The organism is Roseateles sp. GW821-FHT09G09 (assembly GCF_059415965.1).
In genome coordinates this window covers 160,871-185,809 of record NZ_JBWKOG010000006.1, presented here as the reverse complement: position 1 = coordinate 185,809, position 24,939 = coordinate 160,871, and the positions used below count along the sequence as shown (strand labels likewise).

Here is a 24,939-nt window from a genome sequence, read left to right as displayed (position 1 = left end):
TGCGGCGCAGCGCGGCGCGGAACGGCGCGATCAGCGACTCGGCTGGAAGCCCTCGGGATCGAGCGCGAAACGCCAAGCGCTGGAACGCTGCAGCGCCTCTTTCAACGCCCGCGAGCTGGGTCGCACCAGGGCGGACAGTTCCTCGCTGAAGAACTCGCAGCCGAGCGCGTGGGCGACGTCGCAGACGACGTCGATGAAGTGGTCGGTTTCTTCGGCGCAAGCGTCCAGGCGCGCATGCAGTTCGTAGCGGCCATCGGGGTCCGAGACCATGTCGATGCAGTTGCCGGCCTCGTTGCCGAAGTAGCGCCAGCCCTCGAGCATCGGCGTGCTGGGACCGACGCGACTCGCGAGGTAGTGCATGACGTCGGCGCGCGATGAGGGCAACCACGACGCCGCGGCACCACCCTGCGCGAAGGCCAGATCGAATTGCCAGACGGACATGACGGGGGGAGGCATGAGCCCGAGGAAACTCGATGCTACGCCCCCGTCCTCAGCCTTGTCATGCTGCGCCGCGTCAATGCGCCACGGCAATGCGCCGCGTCAATGCGCGGCGGCGGGCTCACTGGTGGGCGAGGTCCGGCAGCAGCACGAATTCGAACGGCCGCAGCAGGCGGTTCACCGACTCCGCCGACAGCGCGGGCGGGCGATCGCCATCGGCGAGCAACTGGCTGCGATGCGCGGCCAGCGCGGCGCGCTTGTCGCTCAGCGCGCGGGCGTTCAACGGCAGGCGCCGCATCCGGTGCCACGGCACCGCGGCGTCGCCGGGGCGCGCCCAATGCCAGGCCCAGATCGGCAGCTCGATGAGCGAGGCCCCCGTCAGCAGGGCCGCGCGGGCGCAGGCGCGACCGGTGGCCTCGTGGTCCGGATGGCCGTCGAGGCGCCACGACGTGAGGAGGACGTCATCGGGCCGCAGGCGCCGGCACAGCTCCAGCACGAGATCGTCCTCATGGTCGGTGACGTGACCATCGGGCACGCAGAGCGCATGCACGGGCACATGCAGCCCGAGGCGGCGCAACCCGGACGCCCGTTCGTGGCGGCGCTGCACGGCGAGCCGCTGCGGCGTCCATCGCGGCGAACCGGGATGGCTGGCTTCGCCGTCGGTGACAGCCACTAGCTCGACGGGCGGCGCGGGCGCGCGATCGGGCGGCAGTCCGGCCCGATGCCGCGTGACCAGCAGCGACAGCAGTCCGCCGCAGCCCAGGACCTCGTCGTCGGGATGCGGCGCGACGACGACGGCGCGACGACCCTCAGGCACCAGTTCATCGAGCGAGGTCAGCGGCGCCCCCCACAGCGGCTGCCATTGGCGCCAGGCCCATTCGGGCGTGCCCTCGCCGTCGATGCGGCGGTCGGACGGCGAGCGCGGTTGCGCCTCCGGAGGGGCGAGACCGACGGGCATGCCCTCGTTCACGGTACGGAACGGGCGTCGATGCATCAGAGCGTCCATGGCGTGGCGGTTCCTTCCAGGTTTCGGTATCCCCGGCGACCGGCTCGCGGTCGCCAAGGACTGGCGGAGGAACATGGCAAAGGGCCTGCCAGCTTCGTGAAACGGTTTGTGTCCGACCCCGTGCGGCAACGATCGTGCGGCCGCCGCAAGACACCACGCCTGAGAAGACACGGTGGGCGGGACCACGGGACCTGTTGCCGGACCAGCCGCATCGCGGCGGAGGCACGACACTTCTGTAACTTTTCAGGATGCCGTGATTGGACTTGATACCGGACCTGACTTCGGTTGCGGATACTTCCGCGACGCGCGCCTCGGGGGAGCGGTTGCATGGTGCGACCGCTGGAGGCGCCCATATCCACCATGCTTCATACCATCGCCGATCGACGCTTCCGCGGCACTCGATTGACCTGCCACTCCCGTCACATGCTCCTCATCGGGGCCACCGCCCTCGCCACCGCGTTGACCGCGTGCGGTGGCGGATCGTCCAGTGACGATGCGGGGCCGGAGGCCAATCCCGGCACCGCCGCCGCAACCCTGGTGCGTGTCGCTCCGGAGCCCGCAGGCAGTCACTGTCCGGCCGGCGGCACACGTGTTCAATCAGGCCCGGATGCAGATGCCAACGGCCAATTGGCTGACGCGGAGGTGTCCAGCACCCAGTACGTCTGCAATGGCCTGGACGGCGGCGCCGGTGCCCAAGGGCGGTCCATGCTGGTGAGAGTCCAGTCCGAAGCCGCCGGCGCGAATTGCGCACGAGGGGGGTCTGCCGTGCTTGCCGGGCTGGATGCCAATGGCAATGGCGCACTGGACGCCAATGAAGCCAGCAGCATCGCCTACGTCTGCAACGGGGCGAACGGCACTGACGGGACCAATGGTTCGAACGGATCGAACGGATCGAATGGTTCGGACGGGGCTTCGGGACCGGCCGGTCCGACAGGTCCGACAGGTCCCACGGGTCCTGCCGGTCCTACAGGCCCAACAGGTCCTACAGGTCCGTCCGGCCCTTCCGGTCCGACTGGCCCGACTGGCCCGACTGGCCCGACTGGTCCCACGGGAGCTTCCGGCCTTGACGCGCTCGTCGCGGTCGTCGCGGAGCCGGCTGGCGCGAACTGCGGCTATGGCGGCCAGCGCGTGCAATCGGGACAGGATGCCAACCGCAACGGCGTGCTGGACGCCGGGGAGGTCACTGCCACCTCGTATGTCTGCAGTGCCGCCCCGGCGGACACCCGATGGGTGGACGTGACCGGGCCCACCGCGCAGGCCGTTCCCAACACCGGCTACCTGGCGAATTCGAGCTCGACCGTGGTGATCACGCTGCCGGCGACGCCTGTCATCGGGGACTGGATCAAGGTCACGGGCGTGGGCACCGGCGGCTGGACGATTGCGCAGAACGCCGGTCAGCGGATCACGACCGTGGGCTTGCCGGGCGGCAACCTGATCGGCTGGGCTGCCCAGTCCCCGACCGGCTCGTGGACCGGCACAGCCGTGTCGGCCGATGGCGCCCGGCAGGTCGCGACCTCGGCGTCCGGCGAGCTGTATACCTCCACCGACGCAGGCGCGCATTGGGCGCTGCGCCTTGCCGGGCAGACCTGGTCGGGCGTGTCGACCTCTTCCGATGGCATGAAGCTCCTGGCTTCGTTCAACGGCGGCGCCCTCTATCTGTCCACGGACGGCGGCGCCAATTGGTCCAATGACGGCAGCGCCCGCGCCTGGTCCGCCGTGACCAGTTCGGCCGATGGCGTGCGCCTCGCGGCCACGGCCTACCTGGGTCAGATCTGGACCTCGTCCGACAGCGGTGCGACCTGGACGGCGCGCGACAGCAACCGCGCCTGGCGCACGATCAGTGCTTCGGCTGACGGTCGCGTTCTGGTGGCAGGCACCAATGGCGCGCAGCTGTATGTGTCGACCGACTACGGCGTGACCTGGACCGCCCGGGCCTCCGCGCAGTTCTGGTGGGGCACTGCGGCGTCTTCGGACGGCAAGCGGCTGTACGCGACGGTCGATACCGGCGCCATCTGGCGGTCCGACGATTTCGGCACCACCTGGGAAGCCGTCGCGACCAGCCGGGACTGGCGCGGCATCGCCACGTCGTCGGACGGTCGTCATGTCGTGGCGGCCACGAGCGGCGGCGCGCTGTATGAGTCGCCAGACGGTGGGCAGACATGGCGGTCCACGGCCGACGCGGGCGCCTGGACGACGGTGGCCAGCAGCGCGAACGGTCTGACCCTGCTGGCCGGCAAATCCGGTGCTTCGCTGTATGGCGGCGTGCGCCGGTCGTCAACCACGCCGGGAGTGACCGGTTCGCTCTCGGGGGGCCAGGCCGACGCGCTGCATCTGCAGTATGTGGGTGGCGGCGTGTTCATGCCGATCAGCTACGTCTCGTCGAACATGACGTTTGCTCCGCAATGATCGTCCGGCGCGTCATTGCGCGCCTTGCGCGTCATCGCAAAAGAAAAGGGCCCGGACGAAACGTCCGGGCCCTTTCAGGAAGATGGTGGAGCCGGCGGGAATTGAACCCGCGTCCGCAAGCCTTCATCGGGCAGTTCTACATGCTTAGCTCTCTGATTTGGTTCTCACCTATTCGGTCGCGCAGGAGCACGCTACCGGACGGGCCAGCACCCTAGATCTCGCCATCACCCAAGGTGCCCGGGTGACAGCCAGCCAATGTGAATAACCTCTCTGTGTCAGGACTTGCGTCCCATCACCCGGCCCATTGGCCTGCCGGTGAGAGGTCCGCGGGGTTTAAGCCGCGAGAGCGTACGTTTGATCGTTCGCAGTTGGTTTGTTCCAGATGGATTTACGAGGTGCCTGGCCCTCGGCATGCCCTACTCCAAATCCGTACCCACGTCGAAACCAGGTCGGCCCCAGAGAGAGAAGTCTCACATTATGCCTGCCGCCCGGACTTCAAGAGCCCGATCTCGACAAGTTCGTCAAAGAGTCTTCAACGACTGCTTTCGAAGTTCGACAGGCGTGTGAACGGGCGCGCTCAGCGCGATGCCCGCAGCCACTCGATCAGTTGCGACGGTGTGTCCACCACCACGTCCGCGCCCCAGGCCTCGATGGGCTCGCCGTCGCCCAGGTAGCCCCAACGCACCGCCACGGTCGGCATGCCCGCCGCGCGACCCGCGAGGATGTCGCGCGCGTCGTCGCCGACGTAGACGCATTCGTGCGGCGAGACGCCCGCCCGCCGCGCCGCTTCCAGCAACGGCGCCGGATGCGGCTTGCTGTGCGGCGTCGTGTCGCCGCCAACAATCGCGGCGGCCTGCGCCTCCCATCCCAGTCCGCGCGTCAGCGGGAGCGCGAAGCGCTCGGACTTGTTGGTCACGATGCCCCAGCGGAGGCCCTCGTCCAACAAGGACTGCAGCATCGTGGCAACGCCCTCGAACGGGAACGTCGCGCGCAGCAGGCGCTGCTCATAACGATCGAAGAATTCGTCTCGCAGCGCGGGGAAGGAACTCTCCATCGGGGACACGCCGAAGGCCACGCCCATCATCCCGCGCGCGCCCATGCCGACCATGGGACGCAGGCGCTCGAAAGGCACTTCGGGCAGACCCCTCGCCGCCAGCATCTCGTTGGTCGCCCCCGCGAGATCGGGCGCGCTGTCCACGAGCGTGCCGTCCAGATCGAACAGCACGGTCCGGATGCTGGCGCGCACCGTCGCATCGACCGGAGCGTTGAGCATCACCGTGCTCATGCGGGACGGCGGCAGGCCAGCAGGTAGTTCACGTCGGTGTCCGCATTCAGCGCATAACGCTGCGTGATCGGATTGAAGGTCAGGCCCTTGGCGCCCTGCACTTCCAGCCCGGCGTCGCGGCACATCTGCGCCAGCTCCGAGGGACGGATGAAACGCGCGTATTCATGCGTGCCGGCGGGCAGCATGCGCAGCACGTACTCGGCACCGACGATCGCGAAGAGGAAGGACTTGGCGTTGCGGTTCAGCGTCGACAGGAAGACCCAGCCGCCCGGCTTCACCAGTTGCCCCAGCGCCGTCACCACCGAGGCGGGATCGGGAACGTGCTCCAGCATCTCCATGCAGGTCACGACATCGAAAGACGCCGGGCGCTGCGCCGCCAGGTCCTCGACCGCGATCTCCTGGTAGGCGACGTGCTCGGTCCCTGCCTCCATCGCGTGCAGCTCGGCCACCCGCAGCGACTTCGTCGCCAGGTCGATGCCCAGGACGTTCGCGCCCTTGCGTGCCATCGCATCGGTCAGGATGCCGCCGCCGCAGCCGACGTCCAGCGCCGTCTTGCCCTGCAGCCCCCCGCACCACCCGTCGATCCAGTTCAATCTCAATGGATTGATCTGGTGCAGCGGCTTGAATTCACTTTCGGTATCCCACCAGCGGTGGGCCAGCTCGCTGAACTTCTCGAGCTCTTTTGCATCGACATTCGCCATGGGCGCAATGGTAGCCGAGCACAGCAGCGCCACGACCCCATCGCGCAGATTGCCGATGGCATGCACCCTTCCGGGCAAGCCCCGCATGACACCGCAATGAAAAACCCCGCGAGCCTTGCGGCTGGCGGGGTTCGTCGATCGGCGACCGAAGTCGCCAATACGTCGTCGCTTACTTGACGGCGCGAGTACCGACCACTTCGATTTCGACGCGGCGGTTCTTGGCGCGGCCTTCCGCGGTCTTGTTGTCGGCGATGGGCTGCTTCTTGCCCTTGCCTTCGGTGTAGACGCGGTTCTTTTCCAGACCCTTGGACACCAGGTAGGACTTGACCGATTCAGCACGCTGAACCGACAGCTTCTGGTTGTAGGCGTCGGAGCCGATGCCGTCGGTGTGGCCGACAGCAATGATCACTTCCAGGTTGATGCCACCGGTCTTGGAGACCAGGTCATCCAGCTTGGCCTTGGCTTCCGGCTTCAACGTCGACTTGTCGAAGTCGAAGAAGGCGTCAGCGGCGTACGTGACCTTCTCGCTCGTCGGAGCGACGGGCACCGGTGCAACCACCGGAGCCGACGGCTTCGCCGCCGGAGCCTCGGCGGGCGCCGCGGCCGGGGTGGCCTGAGCAACCGGCTTCAGTGCGCCATCGCAATCCTTGGCAGCCGTGGCCGGCGTCCAGAAAGCATCGCGCCAGCACAGCTCGTTCGTACCGTTCTTCCAAACGGTGCCATCCGTAGCGCGCCAGTTATCCACGGTTTGGGCCATAGCGCCCGAGGTGGCGACGGCGGCGACAGCGAAGAGCGCTGCCACGCGGTTCAATTTCTTCATGATTCTCCTCTCAAGGAAAGCCGCAGTTGCCCTGCGAAACGTCCAATGTCGGAACTAAAACCTCAGGAGTCTCCCCGACCAAGGGTTTCTCCTAGGGACGAACCGATTGTGCCATAGGGCAACAGGACGTCTGCATTCTCACGGCAGGCGCGTCTTCTGTTCATGAACCTGTTGCAGAAGCACGACAAGCGCGCGCAATTAGAATCACCGTCTTCCGATCTCACCAGAGGCCGCGCACTTCCGTGCGCGCCCCACGCGCATGACCCAGTTCGCCAAGGAAACCCTGCCGATCAGCCTCGAGGAGGAGATGCGCCGCTCCTACCTGGATTACGCGATGAGCGTGATCGTCGGCCGCGCGCTCCCCGACGCCCGCGACGGCCTCAAGCCGGTGCACCGGCGCGTGCTGTTCGCGATGCACGAGCTGAACAACGACTGGAACCGGCCCTACAAGAAGTCGGCCCGTATCGTCGGCGACGTCATCGGTAAATACCATCCGCACGGCGACAGCGCCGTGTACGACACCATCGTCCGGCTGGCGCAGGACTTCTCCCTGCGCCACATGCTCGTGGACGGCCAGGGCAATTTCGGCTCGATCGACGGCGACAACGCCGCCGCGATGCGATACACCGAAATCCGCCTGTCGAAAATCGCCCATGAAATGCTGGCCGATATCGACAAGGAAACCGTCGATTACGGCCCGAACTACGATGGCAGCGAGAAAGAACCGCTGGTATTGCCGGCCCGCCTGCCGAATCTGCTGATCAACGGCTCATCCGGTATTGCGGTCGGCATGGCGACGAATATCCCGCCGCACAACCTCAACGAGTCGATCGACGCCTGCCTGCACGCGCTGAAGAATCCGGACTGCTCGATCGACGAGCTGATGGAGATCATCCCGGCGCCGGACTTCCCGACCTCCGGGATCATCTACGGCCTGAGCGGCGTGCGCGAGGGCTACCGCACCGGCCGCGGCAAGGTCGTGATGCGCGCGAAGGTCCATTTCGAGGACATCGACCGCGGCCAGCGCCAGGCGATCATCGTCGACGAGATCCCCTACCAGGTGAACAAGAAGACCCTGCTCGAGCGCATCGCCGAGCTGGTCCAGGAAAAGAAGATCGAGGGCATCAGCCACATCCAGGACGAGTCCGACAAGGACGGGATGCGCGTGGTGATCGAGCTCAAGCGCGGCGAGGTCCCGGAAGTCGTCCTGAACAACCTGTACAAGCAGACGCAGCTGCAGGACAGCTTCGGCATGAACATGGTGGCGCTGATCGACGGTCAGCCCAAGCTGTGCAACCTGAAGGACCTGATCACGGTCTTCCTGGAGCACCGCCGCGAGGTCGTCACCCGCCGCACCGTCTTCGAACTGCGCAAGGCCCGCGAACGCGGCCACGTGCTGGAAGGCCTGGCGGTCGCGCTGGCCAACATCGACGACTTCATCGAGATCATCAAGCGCAGCCCCAGCCCGCCGGTCGCCAAGGTCGAGCTGATGAACCGCGCCTGGGACTCGTCGCTGGTGCGCGAGATGCTGTCGCGCGCCGAGGGCGAGACCGCCGGCGGCCGCAACGCCTACCGGCCCGAAGGCCTGCCCGCGCAGTACGGCATGCAGGAGGACGGCCTGTACAAGCTGTCCGACGACCAGGCCGGCGAGATTCTGCAGATGCGCCTGCAACGCCTGACCGGGCTGGAACAGGACAAGATCGTCGGCGAGTACCGCGACGTGATGGCCCAGATCGCCGACCTGCTCGACATCCTCGCCACGCCCGCCCGCGTCACGACCATCATCGGCGACGAACTGACCTCGGTGCGCCAGGAGTTCGGCCAGACCAAGCTGGGCGCGCGCCGCAGCGTGATCGAGCACAACGCCCAGGAACTCGGCACCGAGGACCTGATCACGCCGACCGACATGGTGGTGACGCTCTCGCACACCGGCTACATCAAGAGCCAGGCGCTCAGCGAGTACCGCGCTCAGCGCCGCGGCGGCCGCGGCAAGCAGGCCACGGCCACGAAGGACGACGACTGGATCGACCAGCTCTTCATCGCCAACACGCACGACTGGATGCTGTGCTTCAGCAACCGCGGCCGCGTGTACTGGCTCAAGGTCTGGGAGGTGCCGCAAGGCTCGCGCAACGCGCGCGGCAAGCCGATCGTCAACATGTTCCCGCTGCAGCCGGAAGAGAAGATCAACGTCATCCTGCCGCTGACCGGCGAGTTCCGCACCTTCCCGGAAGACCACTTCATCTTCTTCGCCACCGCACTGGGCACGGTCAAGAAGACCTCGCTGAAGGACTTCAGCAACCCGCGCAAGGCCGGCATCATCTCGGTCGACCTGGACGAGGGCGACTACCTGATCGGCGCCGCGCTGACCGACGGCCAGCATGACGTGATGCTGTTCTCCGACGGCGGCAAGGCGGTGCGCTTCGACGAGGACGACGTCCGCCCGATGGGCCGCCAGGCCCGCGGCGTGCGCGGCATGATGCTCGAGCCCGACCAGCGCCTGATCGCCATGCTGGTGGCCGAGGACGAGACGCAGAGCGTGCTGACCGCGACCGAGAACGGGTACGGCAAGCGCACCAACATCGCCGAATACACCCGGCACGGCCGCGGCACGAAGGGCATGATCGCCATCCAGCAGAGCGAGCGCAACGGCAAGGTCGTGGCCGCGACGCTGGTCCGTCCCGAGGACGAGATCATGCTGATCACCGACACCGGCGTGCTGGTGCGCACGCGGGTTGCCGAGATCCGCGAGCTGGGACGCGCCACGCAGGGCGTCACGCTGATCTCGCTGGACGAGGGCGCGAAGCTCTCGGGCCTGCAACGCATCGTGGAGAACGATGCGGTTGAACCGACCGAATCTCCAGAATCGACAGAATCGACCGGAGCGGACGCCACCGGCGCCGACGGTTCCGATGCCGGCGACGCCACGGGCGACGCAGGCGACTCCACCCCCGACGTGAAGGAATGACCTTGTTGCTGAAGTCCATCCAAGCCGGCGCCATCGCCGCCTCGCTGCTGGCGAGCCCCGTCGTCTTCGCGCAGAAGGCCGACAGCCCGCAGTCCAAGAAGGACGTCATCGCGAAGATCCTCAAGATCCAGCAGCCCGCGATCGAGGCGCTGACCATGGGCGTGCTGAGCCGTCCGGTCAACGAACTCGCCGCCAAGGCCGCGCCGGCGCTGCGCAACGTGCCGGAAGCCAAGCGCGAAGCCACCGCCAAGCAGATCGACGCCGACCTGCGCAAGTTCATGGAAGACAACGCCAAGCCGCTGGTCGACAAGGGCCTGAAGCTGGCGCCGTCGACGATGGGCGTGGCGCTGGACGAGAAGTTCACCGAGGACGAGCTCAAGCAGCTGCTGGCCTGGCTCGAATCGCCGGTGAGCAAGAAGTTCGCCGAGTCCTCGCAGGAACTGCAGAGCCTCTTCACGAAGAAGCTGATCGACGACAACGGCAAGCAGCTCGACGACAAGTTCATCGCGCTGCAGCAGAACGTCGCCAAGCAGCTCGGCCTGGAAGCCGGTCCGCCGCCCGCGGGTTCGGCCTCCGCGCCGAAGCTCAACACCAACAAGCCGGCCACGTCGCCGACGCCGAAGAAGTAAGCAAGGCAACGCGGTCCGGCGAGGGTCCCGCACCCTCGCCGCGCCGCTTCATCGCGCCTTCTCCGAACCCTCACCCGCGTTTTTCTCCGCGCCCATGCAAGCTGTCCGCCCGTTCAACTTCTCCGCCGGTCCCGCCGCCCTCCCCCAGGAGGTCCTGAGCCTGGTCGCGGAGGAGATGCTCGACTGGCACGGCTCCGGCATGAGCGTCATGGAAATGAGCCATCGCGGCCGCGAATTCATCTCGATCTATGAAGCCGCCGAAGCCGACCTGCGCGACCTGCTGCAGGTGCCGGCGAACTTCCGCATCCTGTTCATGCAGGGCGGCGGACTGGGCGAGAACGCCATCCTGCCGATGAACCTCTCGCGCGGCGGTGCCGTCGACGTCGTCGTCACCGGCTCGTGGTCGAAGAAGAGCGCCGGCGAAGCCCGACGCTACGCCGACGTGAGGATCGCCGCGAACGCCGCCGAACTGGACGGCGCCGGCGGCCGGTATCTCGACATCCCCGATCCGTCGACCTGGCAACTGCGCAAGGACGCCGCCTACGTCCACGTCTGCACCAACGAGACGATCGACGGCCTCGAATTCCAGACGCTGCCCGACCTCCGCGCGCTGGGCTGCGACGCGCCGCTGGCGATCGACTTCTCCTCGCACGTGGCGTCGCGCCCGGTCGACTGGTCCAGGGTCGGCATCGCCTTCGCCGGCGCCCAGAAGAACATCGGCCCGGCTGGACTGACGCTGGTGATCGTGCGCGAGGACCTGCTGGGTCATGCGTTGCCGATCTGCCCGTCCGCCTTCGATTACAAGATCGTGGCCGAGGCCGGGTCGATGTACAACACGCCGCCGACCTTCGGCATCTACGTCGCCGGCCTGGTCTTCCAGTGGCTCAAGCGTTTCGAGTACGGCGGCAAGACCGGCCTCGCGGCGATCGAGCAGCGCAACATCGACAAGGCCGCCCTGCTCTATCAGGCGCTGGACGGCTCCTCGCTCTATGAGAACCGCGTGGCGACGCAGTGCCGCTCGCGGATGAACGTCCCTTTCTTCCTCCGCGACGAGCGTCTGAACGACGCCTTCCTGGCCGGCGCCAGGGAGCGCGGACTGCTGCAACTCAAAGGCCACAAGTCGGTGGGCGGCATGCGGGCATCGATCTACAACGCGATGCCGCTGGAGGGCGTTCAAGCCCTGGTGAGCCACCTCCAAGACTTCGAGACCCGACATGGCTGACACGCCGACCTCTTCCACGCCGATCGAGCCGGACGGCACCCCGGTGCCGGCCGCGCCGGTGGCCGATCCGGAGCTGCTCGCGCTGCGCGACCAGATCGACGCGCTCGACTCGCAGCTGCTGACGCTGCTGAACCAGCGCGCCCATGTCGCCGAGCAGGTCGGCGAGATCAAGCGCCGCGACGGCACGCCCTTCTTCCGCCCCGACCGCGTCGCGCAGGTCATCGCCAAGATCAAGGGCGCCAATCCCGGACCGCTCAAGGGCGAACACGTCGCCGCGATCTGGCGCGAGATCATGTCCGCCTGCCTGGCGCTCGAATCGCCGCAGCGCGTCGCCGTGCTGGGCCCGTTCGGCACCTTCTGCGAGCAGGCCGCCATCGAGTATTTCGGCGGCGCCGCCGACCTCATCTACTGCAACAGCTTCGACGAGGTCTTCCACGCGACCGCCTCCGGCAGCGCGCAGTACGGCGTCGTCGGCGTCGAGAACATGACCGAGGGCGTGGTGACGCGCTCGCTCGACCTGTTCCTGCACACGCCCACGCACGTCGTCGGCGAAGTCAGCCTGCTGATCCGCCACAACCTCCTGCGCAAGGACAACACGCTCGAGGGCATCGAGGCCGTGCTGGCCCACCCGCAGGCGCTGGCGCAGTGTCAGAACTGGCTGTCCAAGCACCTGCCCAACGCCGAACGTCGCGCCGTGTCCAGCAACGCCGAGGGCGCCCGCCTGGCCGCCCAGGACCCGACCCTCGCCGCCATCGCCAGCGAGCGCGCGGCCACGCTCTTCGGCCTGCACATCACCGCGCACGCGGTGCAGGACGAGGCGTACAACCGCACCCGTTTCGCCGTGATCTGCCTGCCGCAGACCATGGCCACCCCCCCGGCCACGGGGCGGGACTGCACCAGCCTCATCGTCTCCGTGGCGAACCGCCCCGGCGCGATGCATGATCTGCTGGTTCCCTTGAAGAAGCATGGCGTGTCGATGACGCGCCTGGAATCGCGTCCGGCCCGCACCGGTCAGTGGGAGTACTACTTCTACATCGACCTGGACGGCCATCCGTCACAGCCGCACGTCGCGGCCGCGCTGGCGGAGTTGCGGGAGCTGTGCGCGTTCTACAAGGTCATCGGCGCCTACCCGCTGAAGTCCTGAAGCTGAAGTCCTGAGCGAAAGAGGTTTCTCGCGATGTACAACCAACTCGGCGTGATCGGTTGCGGCCTGATGGGCGGATCGTTTGCGCTGGCCATGAAGAAAGCCGGCCTCGTGCGCCGGGTGGTGGGCTACAGCAAGAGCCCGTCGACGACCGAGACCGCCCGTCGCATGGGCGTGATCGACATCGCCGCGGAATCGGCGCTGCTGGCCGTCTCCGGTTCGGACATCGTGCTGCTGGCCGTGCCCGTCGCCGCCACCGAGTCGACGCTCAAGGCGATCCGCCACCTCGTGCGCGCCGACGTGCTGCTGATGGACGTGGGCTCGACCAAGGGCGACGTCGTCGACGCGGCGAAACGCGCGCTGGGCAAGCAGTTCTCGAGCTTCGTGCCCGCGCACCCGATCGCCGGCAAGGAAAGCGCCGGCGTGCAGCATGCCGACGCGGCGCTGTACCAGGGCCGCCAGGTCATCCTGACGCCGCTGGAACAGACCAAGCCGGAGATGGTGCAGAAGGCGACGGACGTCTGGTCGGCGCTGGGCTGCCAGGTGCTCAAGATGGCGCCGCACCACCACGACGAAGCCTTTGCCGCCGTCAGCCACCTGCCGCACCTGCTCGCCTACGCGTACTTCAGTTCGGTGCAGAAGCAGCCCTCAGGCCGCGACTTCCTGAGCCTGGCCGGCCCCGGCTTCCGCGACTTCACCCGCATCGCCGCCAGCGATCCGACGATCTGGCGTGACATCCTGGTGGCCAACAAGCAGGACCTGCTGACGCAATCGCAGCGCTTCCGCGAGGTGCTGGACCAGATGGAGCAGGCCATCCGCGAAGGCGACGCCCACGCGCTGGAGGCCATGATCCGCCAGGCCTCCGAGGGTCGCGCGCAGTGGCAGCTCGGCGCCCCCGCGCCGTCGTCGAAGTCCAAGTAGCCAAGCAGCCTTTTTTCCTTTCCCCTTCCCCGCCGGCACGCCGCGCGTGCCTGGACCGCGCCATGTACAAGATCCCCTTCCTGGACCTGCCTCCGCTGCGCGGCGCCGCCGGCACCGTGTCCCTGCCCGGCTCCAAGAGCATCTCCAACCGGGTGCTGCTGCTGGCCGGCCTGTCCGACGGCGTGACGCGGGTCCACGACCTGCTGGACTCGGACGACACGAAGGTCATGCTGGCCGCGCTGCGCGAGCTGGGCTGCCGGCTCGAGACCGGCGACGACGGCGTGCTGTCGGTGACCGGCATCGGCGGGGCGCCGCGGACGAAGGAGGCCAAGCTCTTCCTCGGCAATGCCGGCACGGCCATGCGACCGTTGACGGCAGCACTCGCCCTGCTGGCCGCGACGCAGGGCGGCCGCTTCGAGCTCTCCGGCGTGCCCCGCATGCATGAGCGTCCGATCGGCGATCTCGTCGACGCGCTGCGCGCGCTGGGCTGCCCGATCGACTGCCTCGGCCAGGAAGGGTATCCGCCGCTGCGCCTGAACGGGCCGGCGCCCCTGAGCCTCGACGCCCCCGTGCGCGTGCGCGGCGACGTGTCCAGCCAGTTCCTGACCGCGCTGCTCCTGGCGCTGCCGCTCGTGGCCACGAACGATGTGGTGATCGAGGTCACCGGCGAGTTGATCTCGAAGCCCTACGTCCACATCACGCTCGAACTGCTGGCGCGCTTCGGCGTGCCGGTCCGTCGCGACGACGACTGGCAGCGCTTCGTGATCCCCGCCGGCAGCCGCTACCGCTCGCCGGGCGAAGTGCACGTCGAGGGCGACGCGTCGTCGGCGTCCTACTTCGTCGCGCTGGGCGCGATCGCGGCCACCGAGGCGCCGGTGCGCATCGAGGGCGTGGGCTCGAGCTCTGTGCAGGGCGACGTCCGCTTCGTCGAAGCCGCGCAGGCGATGGGCGCGCGCGTCGAGATCGGCCCGAACTGGCTCGAGGTCCGCCGCGGCGCCTGGCCGCTGAAGGCGCTGGACCTCGACTGCAACCACATCCCCGACGCCGCCATGACGCTGGCCGTGATGGCGCTCTATGCCGACGGCCCGACGACGCTGCGCAACATCGCCTCGTGGCGCGTCAAGGAGACCGATCGCATCGCCGCGATGGTGGCGGAGCTCGGCAAGCTCGGCGCGCAGGTCGAGGAAGGCCCCGACTGGCTGCGCGTGCATCCGCTGAAGGTCTGGAAGCCTGCCGCCATCCACACCTACGACGACCACCGCGTGGCGATGTGCTTCTCGCTGGCCGCATTCAACGGCCTGCAGGACGACCGTCAGGGACCGGCGGTGCCGGTGCGCATCCTCGATCCGCAATGCGTCGCCAAGACCTTCCCGGACTATTTCGAGACGCTGTTCGGCGTGGTCCGCGCGGACGTGGCCGACATCCCCGTCATCACCATCGACGGCCCCACCGCCTCCGGCAAGGGCACACTGACGGACGAGGTCGCCCAGGCGCTGGGCTACGACGTGCTCGACTCCGGCGCGCTGTACCGGGTGACCGGCCTGGCGGCATCCCGCAAGGGCATTTCGCTGGACGACGGCGAGGCCGTGGCCGCCATGGTCTCGACGCTGGACCTGAAGTTCGAAGCCGGCCGCGTGCTGCTCGACGACGAGGACGTGTCCGGCGATCTGCGTCAGGAGGCCACCGGCCTCATGGCCTCGCAGGTCGGCGCCCATCCGGCGGTGCGCCGCGCGTTGCATCAGCTGCAGCTGGACTTCCGCCGCCTGCCCGGCCTGGTCGCCGACGGGCGCGACATGGGCACTGCGATCTTCCCTGCCGCGCCGCTCAAGGTCTTCCTCACCGCCAGCGCCGCCACGCGGGCGGAGCGGCGCTACAAGCAATTGATTTCCAAGGGAATTCCGGCTAATATCGAGAGCTTGCGCGCTGATCTTGAAGCGCGGGACGCTCGCGACAAGGGTCGCAGCGCGTCGCCGCTCCAGGCCGCCGCGGATGCGATCGAACTGGACAACTCGCAACAGACCATCGGGGAATCCCGTGACCTGGTGCTGAGCTGGTGGAACGAACGGCGTCCGTTCAAGGCCTGACCCTCACGGGTCGGAATCACAGGTTCCGCACGCAAGACAGGAGTGTCACCCCTCCCTCCGGACGTCAGTCCACTGGGGGTGACACGTTCTACAACCTAACCCGCAAGTCCGCTTGCAACACACGCCCGCGCACCTCTCGGATCAGGCTGCCTGAGTCACTGTCCAGTGATCAAGCCGCCGGACGCTCTGTGCCTGGCAAGGAAATCTCACATGTCCCAAATGGAATCTTTCGCCGCCCTGTTCGAGGAATCGCTGCAGAAGGCCAACATGCGCACCGGCGAGGTCATCTCGGCTGAAGTCGTCCGCATCGAGCACAACTTCGTGGTGGTGAATGCCGGCCTGAAGTCGGAAGCCTACGTGCCGGTCGAAGAATTCAAGAACGACCAGGGCGAAGTCGAAGTCCAGGTCGGCGATTTCATCTCGGTGGCGATCGACGCCATCGAAAACGGCTACGGCGACACCATCCTGTCGCGCGACAAGGCCAAGCGTCTGGCCTCGTGGCTGTCGCTGGAGAACGCGCTGGAATCCGGCGAGTTCGTGACCGGCACCGTCTCCGGCAAGGTCAAGGGCGGCCTGACCGTCCTGGTCAACGGCATCCGCGCCTTCCTGCCCGGTTCGCTGCTCGACACCCGCCCGGTGAAGGACATGAGCCCGTTCGAGGGCAAGACCATGGAGTTCAAGGTCATCAAGCTGGACCGCAAGCGCAACAACGTTGTGCTGTCGCGTCGCGCGGTGGTCGAGGCTTCGATGGGCGAAGAGCGCGCCAAGCTGCTGGAAACGCTGACCGAAGGCGCCATCGTCAACGGCGTGGTCAAGAACATCACCGAATACGGTGCGTTCGTGGACCTGGGCGGCATCGACGGCCTGCTGCACATCACCGACATGGCCTGGCGCCGTGTCCGTCACCCGAGCGAAGTGGTGACGGTCGGTCAGGAACTGACCGCCAAGGTCCTGAAGTTCGACGCCGAGAAGAACCGCGTCTCGCTGGGCCTGAAGCAGCTGGGCGACGACCCGTGGTTCGGCGTGTCGCGCCGCTACCCGGCCAACACCCGCCTGTTCGGCAAGGTCACGAACATCGCCGACTACGGCGCGTTCGTCGAGATCGAACCCGGCATCGAAGGCCTGGTGCACGTCTCCGAAATGGACTGGACCAACAAGAACGTCGCGCCTTCCAAGGTCGTCTCGCTGGGCGACGAAGTGGAAGTCATGGTCCTGGAGATCGACGAAGACAAGCGTCGCATCTCGCTGGGCATGAAGCAGTGCCGCGCCAACCCGTGGGAAGAGTTCGCCGAGAACGTCAAGCGCGGCGACCGCGTCAAGGGCCCGATCAAGTCGATCACCGACTTCGGCGTGTTCGTGGGCCTGGCCCAGGGCATCGACGGCCTGGTGCACCTGTCCGACCTGTCGTGGAACGAGCCGGGTGAAACCGCCGTCCGCAACTACAAGAAGGGCCAGGAAGTCGACGCCATCGTTCTGGCCGTGGACGTCGAGCGCGAGCGCATCTCGCTGGGCATCAAGCAGCTGGACGGCGACCCGTTCACGACCTTCGTCTCGGTCAACGACCGCGGCATGATCGTGACCGGCAAGGTCAAGACCGTCGACGCCCGTGGCGCCGAGATCGACCTGGGCGAGGAAGTCACCGGCTACCTGCGTGCTTCGGAAATCGGCCGCGACCGCGTGGAAGATGCCCGCAACGTGCTGAAGGAAGGCGACGAAGTCTCCGCCGTGATCGTCAACGTCGACCGCAAGTCGCGCAGCATCCAGCTGTCGATCAAGGCCAAGGACAGCGCCGACGAACAGCAAGCCATGCAGCGTCTGTCGCAGAACAACGAGCGTGAGAACGCCGGCACGACCAGCCTGGGCGCCCTGCTGCGCGCCAAGCTGGACAACCAGAACAACGGCTGATCTTCTTGGACGCCGGGCGTGGCGCGTCAGCGTCGCGCCCGGTCTCAAGAGAATCCCTTGTTCTGGTCGGAGGCCGGCTGAGTTAGCCTGCCTTCCCAGACGCCAAATCGACGCACAAGCGCTTCGACAGGCTCGCTCCGCAGCGAGCCTGTTTTTCTTCAGATGCCGACGACCATGACCCGATCCGACCTGGTGGCCCACTTGTCCGAGCGCTTCGGCCAGCTCACGCAACGAGACACCGAGTTCGCGGTCAAGACCATCCTGGACGCGATGTCCGACGCGCTGGCCCGCGGCCACCGCATCGAGATCCGCGGCTTCGGGAGTTTCTCGATCAACCGCCGTCCGCCGCGCATGGGCCGCAATCCGCGCAGCGGCGAGCAGGTGCTGATCCCCGAGAAGCTGGTGCCCCACTTCAAGCCGGGCAAGGCCCTGCGCGAAGCCGTCGACGCGCAACTGCCCGTCGCGGACGAGGACCAGCAGGCCGCCTGAGCGCCCCGCATCCCATGACCGAAGGCGTCGCGAACCGCGGCGCTTTTTTTTCGTCCGTCGGCGGACGAATGTATTCAGGGGTTAACTCGCCCTGCCATCGGTCATGGCGTACTCCGCACGCGCCTAGAATCGCCCCCCATGCGAATCCTGGTCTGGCTCTTCCGAGCATTCCTGTTCTTCTGTCTCTTCGCCTTCGCGCTGAACAACAGCCAGGAGGTCGTCGTGCACTGGTTCTTCGGCCAGTCCTGGCGATCTCCGCTGGTGATCGTGGTGCTGCTGGCCTTCGGATTGGGCTGCGCCTTCGGCGTGCTGGCGATGGTCCCGGCGTGGTGGCGACACAAGCGCGCCGCCGCGCGATCGCTCCCTCCGGCGGACGACCTGCCGCCCTCTTCGGCGACTGCGACCGCCAACGACCCCAAGATCCCCGATGGAATTTGATCTCAGCTGGCTGCTGATCGGCGTGCCCCTGGTTTTCGGACTGGGCTGGCTGGCCTCCAAGCTGGACGCGCGCCAATGGAAACGCGAGCAGCGCGACGCGCCGCGCGCCTACTTCAAGGGCTTGAACCTGCTGCTCAACGAGCAGCAGGACAAGGCGATCGACGCCTTCATCGAAGCGGTGCAGGCCGATCCCGACACCTCGGAGCTGCACTTCGCGCTGGGCAACCTGTTCCGCCGCCGCGGCGAGTACGAACGCGCCGTGCGGGTGCACCAGCACCTGCTGTCGCGCGGCGACCTGCCGAAGTCCGAGCGCGACCGCGCGCAGTACGCGCTGGCGCAGGACTTCTTCAAGGCCGGCCTGTTCGACCGTGCCGAGTCCGCCTACGGGGCCCTCAAGGGCACGGTCTTCGACCACGAGGCCGCGCTGGCGCTGCTGTCGCTGTACGAGCGCTCGCGCGAATGGGCGAAGGCGGCGGAGGTCTCCGAGCAGCTCGAGGCGGCCGGCACCGGCAGCTTCGCGAGCCGCATCGCCAACTACTGGTGCGAGCTGGCGCTCGAGGCCCAGGCCCGCCAGGACGAGCCCCAGGCGCGTCGCTGGCTGGACCAGGCCCGCGAGCGCGCACCGCAATCGGCGCGGGCCTACGTGCTGCTGGGCCAGATGCTGGCGCGACAGGGCGACCAGGTCGGTGCGATGGGCCTGTACGGCGAGCTGCTGAGGGCCAATCCCGACGCCTTCAACCTCGTCGCGCGCGACTACGCGCAGGCCGCCCAGGCCACCGGCACGGTCGCGCAGGCGCTCGCGCTGATCGAGGCCCACTACCGCCGCCATCCGAGCATGGCACTGCTGCAGGCCATCGCGCTGCTGGAACCCGCGCCCGAGGCACAGCGCCGCCGCCTGGCCGACCACCTCCGCGTCGAGCCGGCCCTGTCCGCCGCGACGCTGCTGCTGCAGCAGAGCCACGCGCGCCAGCAGCCGCTCGACGAGGACGAGGCCCAACTGGTGGGCACCGCGCTGCAACGCGCCGTGCGGCCGTTGCAGCGCTACCGCTGCGCCGCCTGCGGCTTCGAGTCGCAGCACTATTTCTGGCAATGCCCGGGCTGCCTCAGCTGGGACAGCTACCCTCCCCGCCACGTCGAAGAGCTCTGACCGATGAACACCCCGATGAGCTCCGCTCCGGCGCCGACGTCCGGCGACCGCGTCATTCTCTGCATGAAGTGGGGCACGAAGTACGGCCCCGAGTACGTCAACCGCCTCTACGCGATGGTGCGCCGGCACCTGCGCGGCGACTTCCGCTTCGTCTGCCTGACCGATCGCGGCGAAGGCGTGCGGGCCGAGGTCGAGTGCCTGCCGATCCCGCCGCTGGACCTGCCGCCCGGCAGCCCGGAGCGCGGCTGGACCAAGCTGACGACCTTCAGCGACGACCTGGTGCAGAAGTACGGCCTGCGCGGCACGGCCCTCTTCCTCGACCTCGACGTGGTGATCGTCGACGACATCACCCCGTTCTTCGAGGAGCCCGGCGAGTTCCTCATCATCCACGACTGGAAGCGTCCCTGGCGCATCACGGGCAACTCCTCGGTCTACCGCTTCACGTTGGGCGCCCACCCCGACGTGCTGGCCAAGTTCCGGCGCGAGTTCGACGCGATCCGGCAGCAGTTCCGCAACGAGCAGGCCTACCTCTCCGACGAGATGCATCGCAAGGGACTGCTGAAGTACTGGGACGATCGCTGGTGCGCCAGCTTCAAGTACCACAGCATCCCGCGCTGGCCGATGAACTACTTCCAGGCGCCCTTCATCCCCGACGGCGCGCGGATCCTGATCTTCCACGGCGTCATGAACCCGCCCGATGCGCTGGCCGGACGCAGCAACGGCAACTGGCGTCGTCCGAAACCGGCACCCTGGATTGCCGATCACTGGCACGAGTGAGCGAGACACGATGAGCGCCTCCCCTGCGCCCCGTCTTCAGGAACCGCCGCCCGGCGCGGGCGCCCTCTGGCTGTCGGTCCTGATCCCCGTGCACAACGTCAGGGACTACCTGCGCGAATGCCTGGACTCGGTCCTCGCGCAGGCGGATGCCGGCGTCGAGGTGCTGATGGTGGACGACTGCTCCACCGACGGGTCCGACGAACTCGTGCGCACGCTGGTCGCCGAGCACGCCCATGGTCCGGTGAAGGTGCAGGGCCTGTTCCATGCGCAGAACCAGGGGCTCTCCGGCGCGCGCAACACGATGCTGCAGGCGGCGCGCGGCGAGTACGTCTGGTTCCTCGACTCCGACGACTACCTGATGCCTGGCGCGATCCCGCGACTGCGCCAGGTGATCCAGGGCCACGCCCCGGCGCTGGTGCTGTGCGACTTCTTCATGCTGCGCGAACGCATGAAGCTCAAGCACCGGCTGCGCGGCGAACTGCACCGGCACACCTTCGCGGGTCCGGAACGCCAGCTGATGCGCGACCCGTCGCGGCTGATGCAAGGGCTGTTCGAAGCGGGCCAGATGCACAGCTGGTCCAAGATCGCGCGACGCAGCGTCTGGGGCGAGCAGGTGCGCTTCCCGGTCGGCCGATATTTCGAGGACATGGCGACCACGCCCCTGCTCGCGCTGCTCGCCGAGAGCGCGTGGTACGAGCCGGAAGTCTGGGTGGCCTATCGCCAACGGGCCGGTTCGATCCTGAGCACGCCCAACACGACCAAGGCGGAGCACCTGGCCCATGCGCTCGCGAACCTGCGCGACGCCCCCGCGGGCGCGACGCTGGACGACGCCGCGCGTTTCGCCTGGGCGCACTTCGCGGCGCGCAACTTCATCGGCGCCTCGCGCATGGTCGAGAAGGCCATGCCCGACGGCTGCGCCGGCATGGTGGCGATGTTCAGACAGGCCTTCGAGGAAGCGTCACCGATCCCGCTGCGCGAGCTCGATCGCGCTTACAAGCGCCGGGGCTGGTACATCCGCGCGATGCGCCTGCGCTACTGGCTGCGCCGGGCCGACGACCAGCATCGCGCCGCCGCAGCCTGAGGGCGACCGGCCGGCAGGTCCGCGGGCATCGGCCCCCGGTGCCCGGTGATCGGCCGCCGCGCCGTCCGGGCGTCCGGGCGTCCGGGCGTCCGGGCGTCCGGGCGTCCAGGCGTCCAGGCGTCACAGCGCCATCAGCATGTCCTCGTAGCGCCGCATCATGAGGTCGACGCCATGCTCCTCGATCGCCCGCGCGCGCGCGGCGGCGCCGAGGCGCGTGGCCAGCGCCGGATCGCGCAGCAGCCGCTCCAGCGCCCCGGCGAGCGCCGCCGGATCCGCCTCCGGCACCATCAGGCCCGTGCGCCCGTCCTCGATCACGCCCTCGACACCGGGCACCAGCGACGCCACGCAGGCGCATCCCGCAGCCATCGCCTCCAGCAGCGCCAGCGGCATGCCTTCCCAATGCGTCGACAGCACGAAGATCCGCTGGCTCATCAACAGGCCCGGGATGTCCCCGTGATGGCCCAGGAAGCGCACCTGCTCTTCCAGGCCCAGTTGCCGGGTCAGGTGTTCGGTGGCGCGCCGGTAGGCCTCCTTGCCGCCGCCGGCCAGGTGCAGCACCGGCCGCAGCCCGCGCTCGCGCAGCAGCGCCAGCGCGCGGATCAAGGTCTGAGGATCCTTCTGCCGCGCGAAGCGCGCCGACATCACGATGCCCGGCTCCCGCCCCGCGACCGGATGCTCGTCAGCGGCGGCGAAGCGCTCCAGCCGGATCCCGTTCGGGATCGCCGTCGTCTTGTCCTCGGGCATGCCCAGATCGACCAGACGCCTGCGCACGCCCTCCGACACGCCGACCAGTCGCGCGCTGACCTCGCTCAGCCGACGCGCCTGCGCGCGCTTGAAGCGCGTGTATCGCTCGCGCGAGTTGTGCTCCACCTGCACCAGCACCGGCACGCCAGCCAGACGCCCGGCGCGACGGCCCAGCAGGTGTTCGGGAAAGCCATGGGCCATCAGGACATCGGGGTGCAGCTGCTCGCAGAGGCGACGCAGCGCCCAGATCGTCGCCAGATGCGCCCAGCCGGGCACGACATACACCGGCAGGCCCTGCTCGCGCAGCGCCTGGATGCGGGCCAGCTTGGCGGCGTTCTCGGTGCGCATCTTGCGGCGCAGCACCAGGACGGGCGCGATGCGCTCGCTCTTCAGTTGCGCCAGGCACAGATCGACCGCCACCTGCGTGGCGCCGGAGAAGCCCCCGGTCACGAAGTGCAGCACGCGGCGGCGCGCGGGCGCCGACGGAGCGCTCGGGGAAATCTCAGACATCGCGGCAGTGTATGCGGGGCACATCCGGTTACCGGCGCGCCACGGCCGCAGGCCGCGGTCCGCCGGCCGCGGTCAGTGCCCGCGTGCGCCCTCGACCGAGAAGCCACGGTAAATTTGGGTTGATCCGGGAAGATCACCAGGCGGCCGCGATCACAATCGCGGGCAATTGCGAACCATGAACAGGAGACGGCCCCGGAGGGCTTCCACCATGAAGACTGACTACCTGATCGTCGGCGCCGGCTTCGCCGGCTCGGTCTGCGCGCGCGTGCTGGCGGATGCCGGCAAGACGGTGCACCTGATCGACAAGCGTCCGCACATCGGCGGCAACGCCTACGACGAGCGCGACGCCCACGGCGTGCTGATCCATCCCTACGGGCCGCACATCTTCCACACGAACGCGAAGAAGGTCTTCGAGTTCCTGTCGCGCTTCACCACCTGGCGCTTCTACGAGCATCGCGTGCTGGCCCAGGTCGGCGAGCAGCTGGTGCCCATCCCCATCAACCGCACGACGATCAACACGCTCTACGGCCTGTCGCTGACCGAGGACGAGGTGCAGGGCTACCTCGAGACGGTGCGCGAACCCCGCGACCCGATCCAGACCAGCGAGGACGTGGTGCTGAACAGCGTCGGCCGCGACCTGTGCGACAAGTTCTTCCGCGGCTACACCTTGAAGCAGTGGGGGCTGGACCTGTCGCAGCTGTCGGCCGGCGTGGCCGCGCGCATCCCCACGCGCAGCAACGACGACGACCGCTACTTCGGCGACACCTTCCAGTTCATGCCGGCGGACGGCTACACGGCGATGTTCCAGCGCCTGCTGGACCATCCCGGCATCACGGTGCGCACCGGCGTGGATTTCCAGGACGTGCGAGGCGATTTCCCCGGCGCGCACATCATCTACACCGGCCCGATCGACGCCTACTTCGATCACTGCCACGGCGCCCTGCCCTACCGCAGCCTGCGTTTCGACCATGAGCACCTGCCGACCACGGCGCAGGTCCAGGCGGTCGGCACGGTCAACTACCCGAACGACCACGCCTACACCCGCATCACCGAGTTCAAGCACCTGACCGGCGAGACGCATGCGGGCACCTCCATCGTGCGCGAGTACCCGCAGGCCGAAGGCGATCCCTACTACCCCGTGCCGCGGCCCGAGAACGAGGCCCTCTTCAAGAAGTACGCCGAGATGGGCGAGCAGGCCGAGGGCGTGACCTTCGTCGGCCGCCTGGCGCAGTACCGCTACTACAACATGGACCAGATCGTGGCGGCCGCGCTGAAGACCGCGCAGGAGCTGCTGGACGGGAGTGCGGCTGCATGAGCGGTGAGACTCCGGACATGACGCCGAGCACAACGTCGGATACGACGGCGAATGCGGCGCCGGATACGACGCGCGCCCGGCGCGGCATCCGCAACCTCGTGGTCCTGCGCGCAGGGGACGCCTCGCTGCATGCGGGCTGGATCGCCCAGCCCGATCGCGACTTCGACCTGTTCATCAGCTACTTCGGCAAGCAGCCGGGCATGCACCAGGCCGACGCCGACTACTACGAACACCGGCCGGGACCGAAATGGTCCTGCATCGGGGAACTGCTGGCCGACCATCCGTCGCTGATCGACCGCTACGACGCCTTCTGGTTTCCGGACGACGACCTGGCCGCGACGACCGACACGGTGAACCGGATGTTCGCGCTGTTCCGCGGCTTCAGCCTGTCGCTCGCCCAGCCGGCGCTGACGCGGGATTCGTACCACACGTGGCCGATCGTGCTGGAACGTCCGGACTGCGTGATGCGCCACGTCGACTTCGTCGAGGTCATGGCCCCGCTGTTCGACCGCGCCACGCTGCGGGCCTGCCTCAAGACCTTCTCGATGAGCCGCAGCGGCTGGGGACTGGACTGGATCTGGCCGACCATGGCCGGCAAGGGACGCACGGACTCGATCGCGATCATCGATGCCACGCCGGTGCGTCACACGCGCCCGCTCGGCGGCGACCTGTACCGCAACCATCCCGAGCTCGATCCGCGTCAGGACGAGGCGCGTCTGCTGGCCGAGTTCGACCTGGTCAAGCACCGCTGGTCGGGCAAGTTCCGCGTGTACAGTGTGATCGCCCGCCGGCCGCCATCGCTGGGCGACCGCTGGCGCATGGCGCTCAATCGCCTGAAGGCGACGCACCGCTACAAGCGGGCGCTCCGCAAGGGCCGCGTGACGCAGCCCATCGCCCCGACCTGATCCGATC

The 24,939-nt window shown here is 68.0% G+C and carries 21 protein-coding genes and 1 other RNA gene; 15 read left to right on the top strand and 7 right to left on the bottom strand.

Going from position 1 to position 24,939, the window contains the following annotated elements:
- Window positions 1–30: 30 nt before the first annotated feature.
- Together AC07O8_RS17440 and AC07O8_RS17435 are read right to left on the bottom strand one after the other, a co-directional pair.
- Entirely contained in the window at window positions 31–441 is a 411-nt protein-coding gene (locus AC07O8_RS17440) for a hypothetical protein (RefSeq protein ID WP_495049240.1), read from the bottom strand.
- Between the two features lie 118 nt (window positions 442–559).
- Window positions 560–1,432 carry a PIG-L deacetylase family protein gene (locus AC07O8_RS17435; protein WP_495049239.1) on the bottom strand — a complete coding sequence of 291 codons (873 nt, stop codon included), beginning with the start codon at window positions 1,430–1,432 and terminating at the stop codon, window positions 560–562.
- Between the two features lie 339 nt (window positions 1,433–1,771).
- Here AC07O8_RS17435 and AC07O8_RS17430 point away from each other — a divergent pair, with 339 nt between their 5' ends.
- A complete protein-coding gene (locus tag AC07O8_RS17430; protein WP_495049238.1) occupies window positions 1,772–3,850 on the top strand; it encodes a WD40/YVTN/BNR-like repeat-containing protein in 2,079 nt (692 codons plus the stop codon).
- 83 nt (window positions 3,851–3,933) lie between these two features.
- Here AC07O8_RS17430 and ssrA read toward each other — a convergent pair.
- From ssrA to ompA, 4 genes are all read right to left on the bottom strand, one after another.
- Window positions 3,934–4,307, bottom strand: a transfer-messenger RNA (tmRNA) gene (gene ssrA, locus AC07O8_RS17425).
- A 120-nt stretch (window positions 4,308–4,427) separates the two neighbouring features.
- Window positions 4,428–5,123 carry a phosphoglycolate phosphatase gene (gene gph / locus AC07O8_RS17420; RefSeq protein WP_495049237.1) on the bottom strand — a complete coding sequence of 232 codons (696 nt, stop codon included), beginning with the start codon at window positions 5,121–5,123 and terminating at the stop codon, window positions 4,428–4,430.
- An 8-nt stretch (window positions 5,124–5,131) separates the two neighbouring features.
- On the bottom strand, window positions 5,132–5,836 hold the full coding sequence (ubiG, locus tag AC07O8_RS17415; RefSeq protein ID WP_495049236.1) for a bifunctional 2-polyprenyl-6-hydroxyphenol methylase/3-demethylubiquinol 3-O-methyltransferase UbiG: 705 nt from the start codon (window positions 5,834–5,836) through the stop codon (window positions 5,132–5,134).
- A 169-nt stretch (window positions 5,837–6,005) separates the two neighbouring features.
- Window positions 6,006–6,656, bottom strand: coding sequence for an outer membrane protein OmpA (gene ompA, locus AC07O8_RS17410; RefSeq protein WP_495049235.1), 651 nt, complete (start codon window positions 6,654–6,656; stop codon window positions 6,006–6,008).
- 259 nt (window positions 6,657–6,915) lie between these two features.
- On the opposite strand from ompA, the gene gyrA reads away from it, so the two are divergent.
- The 12 genes from gyrA to AC07O8_RS17350 all read left to right on the top strand — a co-directional run bounded on the left by gyrA (window position 6,916) and on the right by AC07O8_RS17350 (window position 21,458).
- A complete protein-coding gene (gene gyrA / locus AC07O8_RS17405) occupies window positions 6,916–9,621 on the top strand; it encodes a DNA gyrase subunit A (protein WP_495049234.1) in 2,706 nt (901 codons plus the stop codon).
- A 5-nt stretch (window positions 9,622–9,626) separates the two neighbouring features.
- Window positions 9,627–10,250, top strand: a complete 624-nt coding sequence (locus AC07O8_RS17400; protein WP_495049233.1) for a DUF2059 domain-containing protein — start codon at window positions 9,627–9,629, stop codon at window positions 10,248–10,250.
- Window positions 10,251–10,344: 94 nt separating this feature from the next.
- Window positions 10,345–11,472: a 3-phosphoserine/phosphohydroxythreonine transaminase gene (gene serC / locus AC07O8_RS17395; RefSeq protein WP_495049232.1), complete on the top strand. Its 1,128-nt coding sequence runs from the start codon at window positions 10,345–10,347 to the stop codon at window positions 11,470–11,472.
- Complete coding sequence (gene pheA, locus AC07O8_RS17390) at window positions 11,465–12,616, top strand: prephenate dehydratase (protein WP_495049231.1); 1,152 nt, start codon at window positions 11,465–11,467, stop codon at window positions 12,614–12,616. Before serC ends, pheA begins: the two co-directional genes overlap by 8 nt.
- Before the next feature lie 33 nt (window positions 12,617–12,649).
- A complete protein-coding gene (locus tag AC07O8_RS17385; RefSeq protein ID WP_331614454.1) occupies window positions 12,650–13,537 on the top strand; it encodes a prephenate dehydrogenase in 888 nt (295 codons plus the stop codon).
- Window positions 13,538–13,599: 62 nt separating this feature from the next.
- A complete protein-coding gene (locus AC07O8_RS17380) occupies window positions 13,600–15,621 on the top strand; it encodes a bifunctional 3-phosphoshikimate 1-carboxyvinyltransferase/cytidylate kinase (RefSeq protein ID WP_495049230.1) in 2,022 nt (673 codons plus the stop codon).
- A 219-nt stretch (window positions 15,622–15,840) separates the two neighbouring features.
- Window positions 15,841–17,526 carry a 30S ribosomal protein S1 gene (gene rpsA, locus AC07O8_RS17375; protein ID WP_377161851.1) on the top strand — a complete coding sequence of 562 codons (1,686 nt, stop codon included), beginning with the start codon at window positions 15,841–15,843 and terminating at the stop codon, window positions 17,524–17,526.
- Between the two features lie 174 nt (window positions 17,527–17,700).
- Window positions 17,701–18,015 (top strand): integration host factor subunit beta, encoded by a 315-nt coding sequence (locus AC07O8_RS17370; protein ID WP_147242418.1) that lies wholly within the window; start codon window positions 17,701–17,703, stop codon window positions 18,013–18,015.
- Window positions 18,016–18,153: 138 nt separating this feature from the next.
- Window positions 18,154–18,453, top strand: coding sequence for a LapA family protein (locus AC07O8_RS17365; RefSeq protein WP_297530720.1), 300 nt, complete (start codon window positions 18,154–18,156; stop codon window positions 18,451–18,453).
- A complete protein-coding gene (gene lapB / locus AC07O8_RS17360) occupies window positions 18,443–19,600 on the top strand; it encodes a lipopolysaccharide assembly protein LapB (protein ID WP_495049229.1) in 1,158 nt (385 codons plus the stop codon). The genes AC07O8_RS17365 and lapB overlap by 11 nt, the downstream gene beginning before the upstream one ends.
- 15 nt (window positions 19,601–19,615) lie before the next feature.
- On the top strand, window positions 19,616–20,377 hold the full coding sequence (locus AC07O8_RS17355) for a glycosyltransferase (RefSeq protein WP_495049228.1): 762 nt from the start codon (window positions 19,616–19,618) through the stop codon (window positions 20,375–20,377).
- A gap of 10 nt (window positions 20,378–20,387) precedes the next feature.
- Window positions 20,388–21,458 carry a glycosyltransferase family 2 protein gene (locus AC07O8_RS17350; protein WP_495049227.1) on the top strand — a complete coding sequence of 357 codons (1,071 nt, stop codon included), beginning with the start codon at window positions 20,388–20,390 and terminating at the stop codon, window positions 21,456–21,458.
- A 120-nt stretch (window positions 21,459–21,578) separates the two neighbouring features.
- On the opposite strand, the gene AC07O8_RS17345 is transcribed toward AC07O8_RS17350, so the two are convergent.
- Window positions 21,579–22,712 (bottom strand): glycosyltransferase, encoded by a 1,134-nt coding sequence (locus tag AC07O8_RS17345; protein WP_495049226.1) that lies wholly within the window; start codon window positions 22,710–22,712, stop codon window positions 21,579–21,581.
- 112 nt (window positions 22,713–22,824) lie between these two features.
- Between AC07O8_RS17345 and glf the strand changes: the two genes are divergently transcribed.
- Both glf and AC07O8_RS17335 read left to right on the top strand, forming a co-directional pair.
- Entirely contained in the window at window positions 22,825–24,027 is a 1,203-nt protein-coding gene (glf, locus tag AC07O8_RS17340; RefSeq protein WP_495049476.1) for a UDP-galactopyranose mutase, read from the top strand.
- Window positions 24,024–24,932, top strand: coding sequence for a DUF707 domain-containing protein (locus AC07O8_RS17335; protein WP_495049225.1), 909 nt, complete (start codon window positions 24,024–24,026; stop codon window positions 24,930–24,932). The genes glf and AC07O8_RS17335 overlap by 4 nt, the downstream gene beginning before the upstream one ends.
- The last annotated feature ends 7 nt before the right edge of the window (window positions 24,933–24,939 follow it).